We start from the raw sequence: 15,968 nt of genomic DNA on the forward strand, positions 1-15,968 counted from the left end.
CGGTTACCGGTCAGGTCCCGCGACAGGGCGGCGCCGCCATCGACGGCCGCGAAAGCGGCGCACCGCCTACTGCGATTCCAGCCAGTTTAACGCTGGTAGCAGCGCAGCCGTGAAGTCAATCCAGTTTGGTGGCTCGGGCGAGGCGCAGACCCAGTCCCGTGCCGGCGCCGAAGGCCAGCAGCAGCGCGCCGGCGCCGCCGACGGCCAGCCCGGTCTTCTGCTGGCCGGACAGGAGTTGCAGAAGGTTAAATGGCGCACCCATGACAAAGCCGAAGTCGTGGTCCGGCGAGGTCAGGTAGATGGCGACCCCGGCGATCACGAGCAGGACGCCCGCCAGCACGAGGATCAGGTCCGGCCGGCGGCGGAGGAAGGTCATGCTGCGGAGCCTAGCAGCAGCTGCCGGCTACAGGTGGATGCTGGTGACCGGCATGGAGGAGTCCGGCGCGAACGCGATGCCGGACGGCTCTCCCCCGGCCATGATGATCTGGGCGCCCAGCGCCGCCACCATCGCGCCGTTGTCCGTGCAGAGGCTGATGGGCGGCACCCGCAGGGCGATCCCGTTGGCCGCGCAGCGTTCCTCCGTCAGCGCGCGCAGCCGCGAGTTGGCGGCGACGCCCCCGCCCAGCAGCAGGTTGCTGATGCCGTTCTCCGTGCAGGCGAGCATGGCCTTGGCGGTGATCACGTCCACCACGGCTTCCTGGAAAGATGCCGCGATGTCCGCCACCGGGACCTCCTGGCCGGCTGCCTCGAACTGCTCGACGGCGCGCGCCACCGCTGTCTTCAGCCCGGAGAAGGACCAGTCGTAGCGGTGCGGGCCCGGGGCCTCGGGCGTGCCCATGTACTTGGGCTGGCTGAGGCCGCGCGGGAAGCGGATGGCCTTCGGGTTTCCCTCGCGCGCCAGCCTGTCGATCGCCGGGCCGCCGGGGTAGCCGAGCCCGAGGATCCGGGCCACCTTGTCGTATGCCTCGCCCGCGGCGTCGTCGATCGTGGAGCCGAGCAGTTCGACGTCGTCGGTAATGGATTTCACGCGCAGGATCTCGGTGTGGCCGCCGGAGACCAGCAGCGCGCCGAGGTTTTCCGGCAATGCGCCGCCGTCCAGCAGGCCCACGCCCACGTGCGCCACGAGGTGGTTGATGGCGAAGAGCGGTTTGCCCGTGGCGACCGCGAGCGCCTTGGCCGCGCACACGCCGACCATCAGGGCGCCGGCCAGGCCCGGCCCTGAGGTCACGGCGAGCGCGTCCACCTCGTCGAGCGTCACGCCGGCGCTGTCCAGGGCCTGCTGCAGCGTCGGCACGAAGGCATCCAGGTGGGCCCGCGAGGCGATCTCAGGGATGACGCCGCCGAAGCGCACGTGCTCGTCCATGGAGGAGGACACGGTGTTGGTCAGCAGCGTGTCACCGCGGACAATCCCGACGCCGGTCTCGTCGCAGGACGACTCGATGCCGAGCACCAATGGCTCGCTGCGGTTCATCGGGCATCCTCCGTTTCGTCGGTCTGTTGGGCGGGCTCCGTCTGCTGGGCGCGCCCGGTCTGCGCCACCGGCCCGGCCTCTGCGCCAGCACCCGGTGCCCCCGCCCAGCGGGCCAGTTCCAGCCGCATGATCAGCGCGTCCGCACCGTCCCGGTAGTAGCGCGGCCGGACGTGGATCTGTTCGAAACCGAACCAGCGGTAGAGCCGCTGCGCCCGCGGGTTGTCCGCGCGGACCTCCAGCAGCACGTCCTTCGCCTTGCGCCGGCCCGCCTCTTCGATGAGCAGGGTCAGCAGCTGCGTCCCGATCCCCTGGCCTTCCCGCTCGGGCACCACCGCGATGGTCTGCACGTCGGCGATCGGTTCGATGCACATCAGCCCGGCGTAGGCGACCACACGGTCCAGCGCGTCCACGGCGACGAAGTAGCTGCGGGTCTCGGGCTGCGCAAGTTCGTCCTCGAACATCTGCAGCGGCCACGCATCCAGCGGGAAGAGCGCGCGCTCGAGTTCCTCCACGGCGGCAAGGTCCGAGCCGGTCATCGTCCGAATGCGGCCGACCCCGGTCCCGGTGTTGGGGGCGGCGTTCACAGCGCCCGCTTCCTCGGCCCGGGCACCTTGGCGTCGGACTCGCGCAGGTAGAGCGGGGTCGTGTCCAGCAGCGGCAGTCCCCGGACCAGGTTGACGACGGCGGTGCGGCCGAGCGCTTCGGCGGTGGGCTGGGTGCCGGCGAAGTCGGGGACGGCCCGGAGCAGCTCCGGGTAGAGACCGGCGCCCCTCCCGTAGGCGGGCAGCTCCGGAACATCGGCCGGAGGCGAGACATGCGGTCCGTCGATCAGCTGATGCGTGCCGCCGGTACTGAAGTAGCGGGCCCAATAAACTTCCTTGCGCCGGGCGTCCGTCGCCACGATGAACTCGTCCACGCCTAACCGCCACGCATCCAGCGCCGCGTCGACGGCGATGGCGTCCAGGCTCATCACTCCGTGCAGCGGCTTGTTCCAGGCGAACGCCAGCGAGCGCGCCGTCGCAATGCCGGAGCGCAAGCCGGTAAACGGCCCCGGTCCGACGCCTACCACCAGCGCGTCCAGCTGCGTCCCGGTCACGCCGGCCGCGGTGAGGATCCCGTGGATGCCCGGCGCCAGCACCTCGGCGTGGGTCCGCGTGTCCTCGGTGGCAAATGTCCCGACGGTCTCTCCCTCTCCGGTCAGCAAGGCCGCACTGGCGATGGCGGAGGTATCAATGGAGAGGATCAGCACCCCACCATTTTACGCGGTTACGGCGCCTGCCCTGTCCGGCACGCGTCGCGGGGTTCCTCCGCCGGAGGGACCAGGGAAAGCCGAAGGGACTGGGCCCGGTGCAACACCAGGCCCAGTCCCTTCGTTCCCTCAGCCGCGGTTGTACATGACGTGCTTCGTGCGGGAGAAGTCCTCCAGGGCGTAGAGCGAGAGGTCCCGGCCGTAGCCGGAACCCTTGAACCCGCCCCAGGGCGCTTCGTTGGCGATGACGAGGTGCGAGTTGACCCAGACCGTGCCGAAGTCCAGCCGGCGCGGGACGGACAGCGAACGGGCCGCGTTCGTGGTCCACACCGAGGCGGCCAGCCCGTAGAGGGTCTCGTTGGCCCGGGTGATGGCCTCCTCGTCGGTGCTGAAGGTCTCCACCGACACGACCGGGCCGAAGATCTCCGTACTCGTGACCGCGGCGCCGGCAGGAACATCGGTGACGACGGTGGGTTCGATGAAGTAGCCCGGTCCCTCCACGGCGTTGCCGCCGACGGCGATGGTCAGGCCGTCCTTGCGGATGTCGTCCAGCGCAGCCAGCACCCTCTCGTAATGCGCACCCGAGATCATGGAACCCATTTCGACGTCGTCGCCCGCCCCGGGGGCACCGAGGGAGATGTCGCTGACCTCACGCACGAGCAGTTGGGTGAACCTCTCCGCGACCGACTCGTGGACGAGGACCCGGCACGCCGCGCCGCATTCCTGCCCGCCGTTCCAGAACCCGGCCTCGCGCACCCCCTTGGCGGCGGCTGCCAGGTCGGCGTCCTCGAAGACGACAACGGGCGCCTTGCCGCCCAGTTCCAGATGCACGCGCTTCACCGTGGAAGCTGCGTTCGCGGCCACCTTCTGTCCGCTGCCCACGCTTCCGGTGATGGCGACGAGGTCGACGTCCGGGTGCTCCGATACCCGGTTTCCCACGATGCGCCCGGACCCGGTGACGATGTTCAGGACACCGGCGGGGACCTCGGTGGCGATGAGCTCCGCCAGCTTGAGCGTGGTCAACGGCGTCTGCTCCGACGGCTTGAGCACCATCGTGTTGCCGGCGGCCAGGATCGGCGCGATCTTCCAGGCGGCCATCAGCAGCGGGTAGTTCCAGGGCATGATCACCCCGACGACCCCCACCGGCTCGCGGAAGATCACCGACGTGTGGTTTTCCGCGTAGTCGTCCGCGCCGAGCGTGGTGAAGGCACGGGCGGCGCCGGCGGAAAACCTGAACGTGTCGATCGCGCTCGAGATATCGTCTTCGGCCACGGCCGCCGGCTTCCCGGTGTTGGCCGCTTCGAGGGTTTCGAGGAGTCCCCGGTTGGCCTCGATGATGTCCGCGATGCGCAGCAGGACTGCCGAACGGTCCTTGGGGGTCTTCGCCGCCCAAAGCGCCTTGGCCGCTACGGCGGCAGCGACGGCGGCGTCGACGTCCTCAATGGAACCTTCGGGAACCTGCATGAGGATCTCTTCGGTGGCTGGATTCTCCACGCCGATGGTCGCAGCCGAACTCGGGTCGGCGAACTCACCATTAATGAACTGGCCGAACGGAGGGAGTGACGGCGCCAGCGCGGCTTGCGCCCTGCGGACGGTGAACAGGGCTGTATCTGAAGTGGTCATGGTTTCTCCTTGGGTCTTGTCGTTGGCGCCGTCGTTAGTGTGAGTATCCGGCGGCCGCTTCGGTGAGGGTCTTCCCCTTCGTCTCCGGAGCCAGCCACTGGGAAAGCCCGGCACCGGCGAGGGCGACACCGGCGGCGATCAGCATGGTGGGACCGGCCCCGAGGCTCTCCATCGACATCGGCAGCAGGAAGATTCCGATGCCCGCCCCGACCCGGCTGACGGCGGCCGCAAATCCGGTTCCGATGCATCGGATCTCGGTCGGGAGGACCTCGCCCGGGTAGACGTTGGTCAAGGTGTTGTATCCGGCGTTGAAGAATGAGAACACCAGGAAGAGGATGAGCACGACGGGCGCCGGCGCTCCGGCCCACAGCCCGATGATCGCGAGGACGGCAGCGCAGAGCCACTGCGGCGGGACGGTCAATGCTCGGCGGCCGACTTTTTCGATCAGGAGGAACGTCACCACGACCCCGGCCAGGGCGACGGCGGAAAGCCCGACTCCGCCGGCCAGTCCGCCGGCGAGGCCGTACTGCTGCAGCACGCTGTCGGCGAAGGTGGCGATCGCGAAGTACGGTGTCACGGCGCAGAACCAGAAGCCTGAGATGAACAGGGTGGAGCGCCAGTGTTCCTTGGAGAACAGCATCCCGAAGCTGCCCTTGCGGACATCCTCATGCTGGACGTCGTCGAGCGCGTCGTCCGGCATGTACTTTGCCGCGAGGGCGCGGGCCTCGTCCTTGCGGCCCACACTCCACAGCCAGCGCGGCGACTCGGGCAGGCCCAGCCGGGCCAGGAACAGGGCCACCGCGATGAAGGTACTGGTACCTAGGATGAAGTGCCAGCTGAGGTCGGTGTACTCGTTGAGCAGATGGCCGGTCAGGAACGCGATCATGAAGCCGCCGTACCAGGCGATGCCCATGGCGGCCATGAGCCGCCCCCGCAGATGGGTGGGCGAGAACTCAGCCATCAGTGGCCAGCCGACCGCGTACTCCGTGCCGATGGCGATGCCCATCAGCAGCCGCACCACGATGAGCCACACCGGTGAGTCGATGAAGAACTGCATTCCCGACGCGACGGCGAACAGGCCGACGTCGAACATGAAAATTTGCTTACGGCCCCACTTGTCCGCGGCCATACCGCCCAGAGGTGAGCCGATCAGGATGCCGATCAGAGCGGCCGCAGCGATGAGACCCTGCCAATAGGGAGTGAGCTGCAGGTCCTCGGCCATCGTCCCCGCTACCGGTCCGATGATGCCGAGGACGTAGCCGTCCAGGACCATGCCGCCGATCAGAACGGCGACCATTCTGATCAGGAAGCGTCGTTTGCTGGCCGCCGAGGCCGTGCCCGGATGGGCGGCTGGGTTCTTCATGGATGACATGGCTATACCACCAGTTGCTTGAGCGCGGACAGAGCGTGCTGGACCCGTGCGAGGTCCGTGGGGTTGAGGTCGGCCGTCGGGCGCCGGGGCTTGCCGGCCGGGAGTCCCTGCAGCGCAAGTCCCGCCTTGACGGACGGGATGAACGGCACCGAGAGGAGCGCGTCGATGACCGGGTACACGTCATTCCACAGCTCGCGGGCACCCGTGAGGTCGCCGTCGGCGATTCGCCGGCTGACGGCGACAATCTCATTCGGCACCACGTTGGCCGCGCCGGCCATCACGCCGGCCGCACCTTCGGCGAGGGCACTGTAGATGTAGGCGTCCCACCCGATGAAGGTGCCGATGACATCACGATGATGATGGATCAGCTGGAGCGCCTGTTCCCAGTTCGCGCTGGAGTCCTTGATGTAGCGGATGTTCTCCACGTCCTCGGCCAGCGACCGGACGGTGGCCGGATCCAGGTTGACGCCGGTGACGGCGGGAATGTTGTAGAGCATGACCGGGAGATCGACGGCGCCGGCCACGTCCTTGATATACGTAACGGTCTCCTCGACGGTCAGCGGCTCGTAGTACGGCGTGACCAGCATCAGCACGTCGGCCCCGGACTTCTCGGCGGCTTTCGAGAGGCGGATGGCTTCAGCGGTCGAGGTGGCGCCGGTCTGGGCGATGACCGGGACCCGCCCGTTCGTGTGCTCGATAACCGTATCGATGAGGAGCAGGCGCTCCTCGGAGGACAGGGCGCCGACCTCGCCCGTCGATCCTGCGGCCACGACGCCGTCCACGCCCCCGTCGATGGAGCGGTCGACGACGCGCCGCAGGGTGGCGGTGTCGATGGTTTCATCCGGATTGAACGGCGTGGAAAGGGCGGTGAGGACACCGTTGAGTTCTGCGGACATGAAGGGATTCCTCGTTTCAGTTCGGGTGGTGTGCGTTAGCGCTTAGGCGACGATCGAGATGCCGGAATGGGGCTGTGCCTGCCGCTGGGTGGCCAGAAGGCTGGCGGCTTCCTGTGCGGCTGAGAAACCGGAGGTAATCGAGCTTTCGGTGTACAGGGTTCCGAGGAAGTCGCCCGCCAGGAATACCCGGTTCGTTCCCCGCATGAGCGTGGACTGCAGCTTGGCCCGGCCGGGGAAGCAATAGGGCGAGGCCACCTTCCACCGGGCCGTCTTGGCCTCCACGACGCTGTCGGCGAAGCCATGACCCAGGACCTGGTCGAGGTCGGCGAGGTGGGTCTGGACGACTTCCTCGTCGCTCTTGTCCAGCAGCGCGCGGCCGAGGCCGGCCGGCGAGAATGTCATGAAGCTGCCGCCGGGCTTGCGCACCGATTCGGTACCGCGGACGATGCTCGCCTGGTTCAGCGCGATCGCGAACGAGCGCTTCGGGGCGGCGATGGCGTAAATGTCGTCCCAGGGCCGCGCCGAGGTCTCGTTCGTCAGGAATGCCGTGCTGACGTGCGGGCCGTACTTAATCTGCCTGAGTGCACCGCGCAGGTCCTCCGGAAGGTCCACGCCGATGCGGTGCGAGACGTCGGCCGTGGTTGCGAGGACAACGGCGCGGGCCTCCACTTCGCGGTCGACCCCGCCCTGGCTGTACCGGACGACGACGGAGTCCTTCTTGTGCACGACCTCCTGCACGGTGGCACCGAGCTGGACGCGGTCGCTCAGCGAGGCCGCGATCGTCTCGGTCAGGGTCGACGGCCCGCCGACGATGCCGCGGTTCAGCCCCTGGCCGAACCCCAGGACCAGGCTGAAGTATCCGATGCCCGCGCCGGCAGAGATCTCGTCCATGTCGCCGGCCGAGCGCGTGACCGTGGTCTTGAACAGGGCGGCCGCGTCCTCGGTCAGGTTGCCGATGAAGTCCTGGAACGAGCTGTCGTTCTGGAAGTCGTAGATGCGCTGCTGGCGCATCGCACCGGACTCCCCCGCGCGTTTCCGCACGACCTTGGTGTAATTGGCGACGCCGCCGACGACCTTCATGCCTCCGCGGAGCGTGTCAATGCGGGACGAGAGGGACATCGGGATGCGGAACGGGTATGTGGCGATGTGCCCCTTGCGGATGAGCTTGCCGTTCATCGACAGGGCCTGCAGGGATCCGGGGATCTCGACGGCGGAAACACCGACCTCGCTCAGCAGGGCGTCGGTCGATGACCCGGCCCCGGCGAAGACATGTCCGCCCCAGTTCAGCCAGTAGTCGCCCCGGCGCTCGGAGCGGATCCGCCCGCCGACCCGCCCATCCGACTCCAGCAGGAGCGTGTCCCAGTGACGGAGGCGCCATCCGGCGGAAAGACCGGCGAGTCCGCCTCCGACGATTACTACATCTTTCATGTCTTCAAACTTCCTGTCCGGGTACTCCGCGCAGATGCAGGCTTCTGTTCGCCTGCCGGGGTCTGTGATCTGGATTACATGATGTGGGTAACATCAACGGTAATTTGTGATCACACATCACACAAGAGGGCGAGAAGATCTTTTTTTGTTTGCGCCGCGGGCCCGTAAATGGCGGCTGGACAGCGGGCGATATATTTGATCTGTGGTCATATCCAAGCGCGTCGAGTCGACTCTGTTGACCGATCAGGTGTACTCGATGATTCATGAGGCGATCCTGAACGGGGACCTCCCCGCGGGCTCCCGCCTCCGGATCCGCGACCTCGCCGCCCAGGTGGGAACCAGCGTGATGCCGGTGCGCGAGGCGATCCGCCGCCTGGAGGAAGCCGGGCTCGCCGAGCGCGAGCCGCACAAGGGCGCCGTGGTGAAGAGCCTGACGCTGGAGGAACTGGTCCACGTCTACGACGTGCGCCGGCTGCTGGAGGTCGAGGCAGCGCGCTTGGGGAGCCAGAAGATCACGTCCGAGGACGTCGACAAGATGCAGGACGAGTACAGCCAGATGCGGGCCGCGATAGCCGAAGGCCGCGTCGTAGCCCTCCTCGACCACGATGAGGAAATGCTGGCGACGCTGTACAACGCCTCGGGAAATCCGGTGCTCGTGCAGATGATCCGCGCGCTGTGGCAGCAGTGCCGGGCCTACAAGATCGTGGGAGCCCAGGGCAGCCTGAACGACGGGGGCGACGATTCGCTCTGGCGCTACCAGCAGGATCTGATCGCTGCCGCCCGGAACCACGACGCGGTCGCCGCCGCCTCGGTGAACGATGCTTCGCTACTGGACGCCACGGGCCGGATCAAGGCGCACCTGGCGGCGCAGAACGAGAGCTAGCAGCCGCGCCCAATTACAGGTTCTAAAGGCCTATCCCTGGCTGAGGAACGGCCCGGGGTCAGGCTGTGGCCCTGAGTCTTGGGTAAGTTTCATCGACACGAGTTCGGTGAATCCGGCACGTCGGGCGAAGCGCACCTTTCGGCGTTTGTACACCGTGAAGCCGAGCTTGGCGTAGAGGCCGAGGGCGGGAGCATTGGTGTCCTTGATGTCCTCGAGCACGTACTCGCGATACCCGGGTTTCGCCAGCAAGTGACCCAGCAGGGCCGTGGCGACGCCCCGACCCTGATGAGCCGGCTCGGTGGCGACGAACCCGATCTCGGCCAGCCCCGGTCTGGCGCCGTCGGAGGCACGCATGAACCAACTCCGGATCACCACGTAACCGAGCAGCCCGCGCGCCAGCCCAAGGTGACGCAAAACCTCACGCCAGCGCGGCGCGAACAGCGTCTGGTTTCCCTCAGTGAGCGAGGCGAGGCCCGCCGGCTCCCCCTCCACGAGCGCGACATAGAAGCGTTCGAGCAGCAGCATGTGCTCGAACGCGTCCGCCAACTTGCCCGTGTCGCGCGAGAACGCGACGAAGTCCTCCGCGAAGCTGCGCACGTAGACCTCGGTGATGCGGCGCCGGTATCCCTCGCCGAGCTCGTCTCCCCGCTCGACCACGACCATCGTTTCGACCATCTTGCCCCCGCCCGTCACGCACCCATACGGGTGACGTTGCTCCGCCGTCGCGCATTCCTTCGTCCATCGTCGAACCTATCGATAAGGCGGGTGCGGTTCAACAGGAACGCGGGATGGTGGAGCAGCATTGGCAGCGGGCCGAAAGCGACGTTTGCGGCCCCTGGCGGCAGGTCCGCGGGTCAGCGTTCGACGGCGTTGAGGCCGCACCATTCGGCGATGAAGAGGGCGATTGATTTGGTGATGCGCCGGACGGACTCGATGTCGACCCGCTCGTCGTAGCCGTGGATCGCCTCGGAGATCGGCCCGTAGACCAGAGTCGGGGTGTCGGCGTAGAGCGTGAAGACGCGGCCGTCGAGGTAGCCGGGGGTGACGAAGGACTGCAGCTCCTTGCCGAAGACGTCGCGGTGGACGTCTCTAAGCACGTTCTCGGCGTCGCTGCCTTCCTCAAGCACATAGCCCTCCGCGAAGAAACCCGTGCGCACCGCTTTGGCCCGGATTGCGTTGCCCTGCTCGTCCGCCGTGATGCTCTCGAGCAGCTCCGTGATCTGTTTCCACACGCTTTCGGCTGAGAGTCCCGGGTAAAGCGCCACGCGCAGGTCGACGTGGCACCAGGCCGGGACGCTGGAGGGCCAGTCCCCGCCCCGGATGCCGCCCATGTTCAGGTTGATCGGGTGCTCCAGGTTCTCGAAATACCGGTGCGCGGCGCGTTCGGCGTTCCACTCGGCCTCCAGCGTGCGGAGCTTGCCCACGACGGAGTAGGCGGCGTCGATGGCGTTGAATCCCGCGAGCATCTCCCGGGGATGGGTCGGCTGGCCCGCGACCTCGAGACGGAACCAGATAACGCCGACGTTCGCCCGGACCAGCATGTCTTCCTCAGGCTCGGGGATGATCACGGCGTCGGCCCGATAGCCCCGAAGGTGGGCGGCCAGCGAGCCGTTGCCGGTGCACTCCTCCTCAACGACGGACTGCAGGTGGATCCGCCCGGCGGGTTCGAAGCCGGCGGCGCGGACGGCGTCGAAAGCGAACAGGTTGGCGGCGAGCCCGGCCTTCATATCGCCGCTTCCGCGGCCGTACAGCCAGCCCTCCTTCACGTAGGAATTCCACGGCGAGGCCGACCACTGCTCCGCCGGACCCTCGGGGACCACGTCGATGTGGCCGTTGAGGATCAGCGAGCGTCCCTGCTCGGCTTCGGGCGTCCATGTGCCGACGACGTTGATTACCTCGTCGTAGGACACGGCGATGGCTCCGGCGCCGGGGTGCGCCGACAACTCCTCGGGGTCCAGTTCCCAGCGGTCCATTTCCAGGCCCCGTTGTTCCATGGCCTCGAACAGCAATTGCTGCGCGCTGCCTTCCCGGGTGCGCAGGGAAGGATGACGGACAAGCTCCTGGGTGAAGGCGATCTGGGCGTCGAAGGCCTCATCCACGGCGGCGAGGATGCGGTCGCGGACGTTTGGATCGAGGGACATAACGTTCTCCAGTCGGTTCCATCGGACGGAGTAATCGAAGCTCCGGGACAGGTTCAGCGGTGCCGAAGAATCGGCATCAATTCGAGTCTCGCTGCGTTTGCTGGCACATGAAAGAGCAGTTTCGTACCGACAACTCCCCCAGGCCTGTGCCTTTGCACAACGAGCCAAGCGCAGGGGCCTTCAGCGGAAGCGAGGAGCGCGTCGGACACCGCCGGGGGTGCATCCTGCGTTACGACATGCCCGGCGCCGGGCACGACGATCTCCCGCACGCCTCGGCGCGGGCGGCGCCCGTAACGACGGACACATCGGCCGTTAGCCGGGGAATCCGACGAGCGGGAACGAGGCCGAGCAGCGGCCCGGCGGCTTTGAGCGAGTACCGTTCGACGGCGGTGAGCGGACTCGTGTTCCAGGTCGCGCCAAGGACAGTAAGGGATGGATACCTTCACTGCACTCCGTCAATCAGTGGCCCATCAGCCTGCTTCTGGTCAGCTAACTGCGGCCGCGCCAATTAGCTCCGTCTTGTGGCGCTCATGTGTCTCATAACTAACGATGCGCACGCGAATTTTGCCGGAAGGTTGCAATACATAGTTACGAGACTTGTCGGTTGCCATCGCGCGTCCAGGATTCCTCCGAAAATCTGTGACAGTGCAGGTGAGGCGACTGTTCCTGCGTTGAGACGTCTCGTTTCCCAAGGGTTATGAGACAAACTATGTTGTAGATAGGGCACTAACCCATTTTCATCGGGCGGGGTAAACGGCATCTCAGCAACGATGGGGCTGCGGCATCTAGGCCGCTACGAGCACGCCCTCTGCCGACCGGCTTACGGGACGGGTCAGCAACTGAATATTTGTTGTTCAAGGCTCGTCGCGATGTGCGCGTTCACTGCTGAAGATAAACAGTGCCCACCCCGCCAAAGCAACGAGTGCTACTACGAGTAATAGCCAGTTCGACTGAGCGGCTACGAAGTAGATGCCGATCGTCAGCATCGGGATTAGTGGCACAGCCCAAATAAAGGCCAGGAACCGGCCGCGTTCTCGGTATGTCCAGACCTGTCCTCTTTTGGGGAACACGTGGGCTCCTATCTTCTGGAGGTGTCTACGACTTGTCGAGGTCTGGCAACGAAACCGCGCCTGTGGCGGAGCCTAAATCGCTGAGCTTGTGTTTTCCTTCCTACGTGTGATTTTGGGCTGTGAATACCAGGAAAACCGGGGCGCATCTCTGAATTGTCCTTTGAATCATCGTTATCGAGGCTCCCGCTTCTGCAACCCGGTCGCGTAAGCGGGATCAGATCGAGTCCAAAGGATCACGCCAACGATCAGCAGAATGGCGGCCAGAAGACCCATCGGTAGCGCCAAATTCATACCGAGGAGTCCCACTACGACAGGCAGAGCAACGGCCACCAAAGCAAGAGCGAAACAAACCTTGGCTAGCCGCTTCATCTTGCGTTGCCGTAGCAGGGATGATTCAGGAAACCTGTCCATGGGCTCAACTATCTCGTTCTTCCCTCGCCGAGAGAATACGTGTGCAATTGGATGCCCGAGAAAGTTCCAGTTCCGGATCCTCCGTCGGGCAATCGGGCGCGGAATTTACGCTGTGATTCACAGCGAAAGTGGCGAGTACCCGGGCCTGCGTCCGTCACCGCGCAGTGTCGCATAACCGGTGTGTACTGAATCCCTAGGGTTGTGAAACGGCGTGCTCCAATTACGGGAACTCCACCGGACGATAAAACGGACTGGGCCTACGACACACATCCTCCGCTGGGCAACCGTCGCTTAGACCGATCCCCCACGGTGCGTCCCCCGATCGATGCACGCAGTTATTGATGTCGGCGGCCGAATCGAGCGACGACCAACACCTGTGTAAGCGACAACCGCCAGAATTGTCCCAGACTAGCTCGAGTAGCGACGGCCGGGCCGTGGAAGCCGGCCGCTCGCGAAGGCCTCAATCCGCTGATCGAGCTCCTCCAAGCACTCACGTTGGGCTGCCACGTCATCTGGCTCCCAGGTCCATTCCTGGTACTCCACATCGCCTGATACGCACACGTCATGGTCGAGGTTGTCGTACCAGACCACCATCACCCTTTCCGGGTCGGCCACGAGTGCAATCTGAGTGCGCCATCCGCTGACGGCTTCGCGGCCGGCTTCCCAACCGTCATAGGAATGAGCCGCAACGATGGCGGCCTCATTCCGCGCCACAGCGGAATCAATAGTCCTGTGTAGATCGACTAGGAATGTCGGCCTTACAGGCTCGGGCAGCGAATGGCTCTTCCGTGGACGCTCGCTCATCGTTACCGCTCGTCTCGTTCGTTCACGGCATCAGTCTGTCAGCAAATTTGGGCACCCGTCCGCCAGCGAATGCCCAAGCGGGACCGGCTTATGGAACTGAGCGGTAACAGCTGCACTGAAGTGTGTGTTTACAGATCGCGTATGTGAAAAACGCTTCTCAGGTTCAGCTGCCGTCGCGGATGGTTCTCCCTGAGGTTGTCGATCAAAACCGATGCTCCGATCCATTCGGCGCCGATGTCCTCGACGAGTTTCTGCAGGGCCAGAAGCTGTCCGCCCGTATCGATGAGGTCGTCCACCGCGAGGACCCGGTCACTGGATCGGATAAGACCTTTAGGCAAGCCGAACTCGAGATGCCGGTCTTGGTAGTCCGGCGGGCTAGTGACAGTGATCCAGGGGTCGCTGTCGAAGGACGGCGAGGGGTCTTTGCGAATGGGACAGAAGCCAACGCCGAGGCTTGCCGCCGTTAACGCCCCTGTGAGGTACCCGCTGGCGGAAGGGCCTATGACAATGGTTGGCGTGCTGTCGCGGAAGGGCTTGGCCAGCAGATCACCGATTCCTGCGACGACTTCCGGCTCTCGCCACCAAGCGAACAGATTAAAGTACTCGCTGCCGGTCTGAGGATTGATCTTCCATTCAAACAGTTCAGCCAAACGGGATTGAAGGTCGGTAGAAATGTCCGAAGGCATGAGCTGAATCCTATCGACAACCTGACAGAAGACATTTCGAGGATCGCGCTAAGTGTCCTGCATTCAGGGATCCCTTATCGCTAAAAGCGGAGGGCTTTGGACCCGAGTGACTTTAGAGATGAGTGGCGAGGATTGTTCGGCCGCGGTCCAGAATTTCCTGCATAGTACGGCGTTCGCTCTCGTTGAAAGAGGGGCTGTAGTGTTCGCCAGCGGGAGTGACGCTTTCCAGGTTGTTGCCGAAGAAGAGTTTGTCGTAGCACTTGGATGCGACAGGTCCGCGGTCATCCAATGTGGCATCGACACTGCGGGCAATATCGGCGAACAGGTTCCAAGCATTCAGGAGCTGCGCACAGATGTCGTCCGACATCGGAAGTTCTAGGAGTTCTTCCAACCCATCAAGATTCTGCGATTCGAGCTCGTCATCTTCCAGATCCAGACCGTGGTCGATAGCTACCGTGGAGAATTCTTCGGGAGTACGCACAGAGACGATCCTGCCGTTGGTTACGAGGACACCGTCAGTGTCCTCGTTGGCTTCCTCTGTGCCGTTATCGTTTTGGCAGACAATGCCCAGAGAGCGGCCCTGAAATTGAACCCATTGAGGGTACGAGAATCTCATTCACGAACCTTATCCCTTACGGACAGCCGCACCCTTCACCCGACTGACCCGGTATGTCTCATAACCCCAGTGAGTCGAAACGCTAGCGTTGTAAGACGGGGTGCCTCAATTGAGGATCCCTCACTGGCCCGTCAATCTGCGGTCATTGCTGCTGCCATACTTTGTCGGTGACATCATTTGAATGCACCACCCGCACGAAGGTCAGTAAGAATGAGCTCTTTGACCGGTCCCGCAGCATCGATGCCCATGTCGGTTCGATGGCAAAGTCCGGAGAGAAAGCAGTTGGGGGTGTAACGACAGGATTGATCTCGTTGGGTGAGGAGGTCGTGTGGCGGGCATGGCACTTCGGGTTTCCTATCCGTATGACCAGTCGGATTACCGCGATGGAGGCCCCGGACTATTTCGTCGATGAACAGGTCAAGGGGCCATTCCGGCGCTTCCGTCATGTTCACGAGTTCCTGGTCGAAGGTGAAGAAACCGTGATGATTGACCGCATCGAGTTCACCGCACCATTTGGTCCCATCGGACGTATCGTCGAGAAGTTATTCCTTGCTCGATATCTTCGACACCTGATCGACACCCGAAACCGATACCTGACCGCTCATGACCCCTCCTAAGTTGCTTGGCTCTAGGGCGGCATGCGTCCGTGGGCCGCACTTATTCACCGTGCATGAGGGGCCCGGGCGTTAAAGTCCCAAGAAGGCAGATGCGAATATCGCGATCGGTACATACAAAACTGCTCCCGCAACCGCAGTGAGGCGATCTCCAGTGGATCCGGACTGCCTTAAAGCAAAATAGCAAAGAAGCACCCCAGGCAGGACCAGCCCCGCAGATGCTATCCCTCGGTACAACTGCCATTCCACGGGCATCCGGGCCTCGATACCCATCCAGAGCCGGACAATAATCCAAGCTGTCAGTAAAAACAGAGCACCCGCGGCGAAAAGACCAGCGAGAATTTTAGTCCCCAACTCACGCGTCATGCTCTCAATTTAGACGATGAACAGGCGTTTATTTCATTCGAGATGCCTCTCTGGTGCGCCATTTACCGCTGTGATCCGACTCAGAGATTGCCAGCAGTGTCTCATAACCGGTGTGTAGTGAATCCCTAGGGATTCAGCACACACCGGTTAGAGACAAGCCGCCTATCGCCGGAACTGCGGGCCTGAAACCACAATGAGGTCAGGTACCGGTGGCTAGGATGCAGAGATGACGGATGAGGAACCCTGGGGAGTATATTTCAAGGACAAGCTGCCTAAGGGATGGGCTTACCCTCTGGGCAGGGATGAGGTACGTGCCGCCCTCGTCTCGGCCGGAGCGG

General features: G+C 64.3%; 15 protein-coding genes. 2 read left to right on the forward strand and 13 right to left on the reverse strand.

Going from position 1 to position 15,968, the window contains the following annotated elements:
- Window positions 1-115: 115 nt before the first annotated feature.
- The 8 genes from OC550_RS10415 to OC550_RS10450 all read right to left on the reverse strand — a co-directional run bounded on the left by OC550_RS10415 (window position 116) and on the right by OC550_RS10450 (window position 8,039).
- Window positions 116-376 carry a hypothetical protein gene (locus OC550_RS10415; RefSeq protein ID WP_262105717.1) on the reverse strand — a complete coding sequence of 87 codons (261 nt, stop codon included), beginning with the start codon at window positions 374-376 and terminating at the stop codon, window positions 116-118.
- Window positions 377-403: 27 nt separating this feature from the next.
- A complete protein-coding gene (gene tsaD, locus OC550_RS10420) occupies window positions 404-1,471 on the reverse strand; it encodes a tRNA (adenosine(37)-N6)-threonylcarbamoyltransferase complex transferase subunit TsaD (RefSeq protein WP_262105718.1) in 1,068 nt (355 codons plus the stop codon).
- Window positions 1,468-2,007, reverse strand: coding sequence for a ribosomal protein S18-alanine N-acetyltransferase (rimI, locus tag OC550_RS10425; RefSeq protein ID WP_262106313.1), 540 nt, complete (start codon window positions 2,005-2,007; stop codon window positions 1,468-1,470). The genes tsaD and rimI overlap by 4 nt, the downstream gene beginning before the upstream one ends.
- A gap of 44 nt (window positions 2,008-2,051) precedes the next feature.
- Entirely contained in the window at window positions 2,052-2,720 is a 669-nt protein-coding gene (gene tsaB / locus OC550_RS10430; protein WP_262105719.1) for a tRNA (adenosine(37)-N6)-threonylcarbamoyltransferase complex dimerization subunit type 1 TsaB, read from the reverse strand.
- A 129-nt stretch (window positions 2,721-2,849) separates the two neighbouring features.
- Window positions 2,850-4,343, reverse strand: a complete 1,494-nt coding sequence (locus OC550_RS10435; RefSeq protein ID WP_262105720.1) for an aldehyde dehydrogenase family protein — start codon at window positions 4,341-4,343, stop codon at window positions 2,850-2,852.
- 34 nt (window positions 4,344-4,377) lie between these two features.
- Complete coding sequence (locus tag OC550_RS10440; RefSeq protein WP_262105721.1) at window positions 4,378-5,706, reverse strand: MFS transporter; 1,329 nt, start codon at window positions 5,704-5,706, stop codon at window positions 4,378-4,380.
- Window positions 5,707-5,717: 11 nt separating this feature from the next.
- Window positions 5,718-6,611 (reverse strand): 4-hydroxy-tetrahydrodipicolinate synthase, encoded by an 894-nt coding sequence (dapA, locus tag OC550_RS10445; protein ID WP_262105722.1) that lies wholly within the window; start codon window positions 6,609-6,611, stop codon window positions 5,718-5,720.
- A gap of 42 nt (window positions 6,612-6,653) precedes the next feature.
- Window positions 6,654-8,039: an NAD(P)/FAD-dependent oxidoreductase gene (locus OC550_RS10450; protein ID WP_262105723.1), complete on the reverse strand. Its 1,386-nt coding sequence runs from the start codon at window positions 8,037-8,039 to the stop codon at window positions 6,654-6,656.
- A gap of 202 nt (window positions 8,040-8,241) precedes the next feature.
- Here OC550_RS10450 and OC550_RS10455 point away from each other — a divergent pair, with 202 nt between their 5' ends.
- Window positions 8,242-8,922: a GntR family transcriptional regulator gene (locus tag OC550_RS10455; protein ID WP_262105724.1), complete on the forward strand. Its 681-nt coding sequence runs from the start codon at window positions 8,242-8,244 to the stop codon at window positions 8,920-8,922.
- 30 nt (window positions 8,923-8,952) lie between these two features.
- Here OC550_RS10455 and OC550_RS10460 read toward each other — a convergent pair whose 3' ends face one another.
- The 5 genes from OC550_RS10460 to OC550_RS10480 all read right to left on the reverse strand — a co-directional run bounded on the left by OC550_RS10460 (window position 8,953) and on the right by OC550_RS10480 (window position 14,650).
- On the reverse strand, window positions 8,953-9,597 hold the full coding sequence (locus OC550_RS10460) for an N-acetyltransferase (protein WP_262105725.1): 645 nt from the start codon (window positions 9,595-9,597) through the stop codon (window positions 8,953-8,955).
- A gap of 179 nt (window positions 9,598-9,776) precedes the next feature.
- On the reverse strand, window positions 9,777-11,063 hold the full coding sequence (locus OC550_RS10465) for an ArgE/DapE family deacylase (RefSeq protein ID WP_262105726.1): 1,287 nt from the start codon (window positions 11,061-11,063) through the stop codon (window positions 9,777-9,779).
- 1,889 nt (window positions 11,064-12,952) lie between these two features.
- Entirely contained in the window at window positions 12,953-13,258 is a 306-nt protein-coding gene (locus tag OC550_RS10470) for a hypothetical protein (RefSeq protein WP_262105727.1), read from the reverse strand.
- A gap of 218 nt (window positions 13,259-13,476) precedes the next feature.
- Window positions 13,477-14,034 (reverse strand): phosphoribosyltransferase family protein, encoded by a 558-nt coding sequence (locus OC550_RS10475; protein WP_262105728.1) that lies wholly within the window; start codon window positions 14,032-14,034, stop codon window positions 13,477-13,479.
- Window positions 14,035-14,146: 112 nt separating this feature from the next.
- Window positions 14,147-14,650, reverse strand: coding sequence for a hypothetical protein (locus OC550_RS10480; protein WP_262105729.1), 504 nt, complete (start codon window positions 14,648-14,650; stop codon window positions 14,147-14,149).
- A 257-nt stretch (window positions 14,651-14,907) separates the two neighbouring features.
- On the opposite strand from OC550_RS10480, the gene OC550_RS10485 reads away from it, so the two are divergent.
- Window positions 14,908-15,267, forward strand: a complete 360-nt coding sequence (locus OC550_RS10485) for an SRPBCC family protein (RefSeq protein ID WP_262106314.1) — start codon at window positions 14,908-14,910, stop codon at window positions 15,265-15,267.
- Window positions 15,268-15,968: the final 701 nt, after the last annotated feature.

The sequence above is a fragment of the Arthrobacter sp. Marseille-P9274 genome, from assembly GCF_946892675.1.
In the GTDB taxonomy this organism is placed as follows: domain Bacteria; phylum Actinomycetota; class Actinomycetes; order Actinomycetales; family Micrococcaceae; genus Crystallibacter.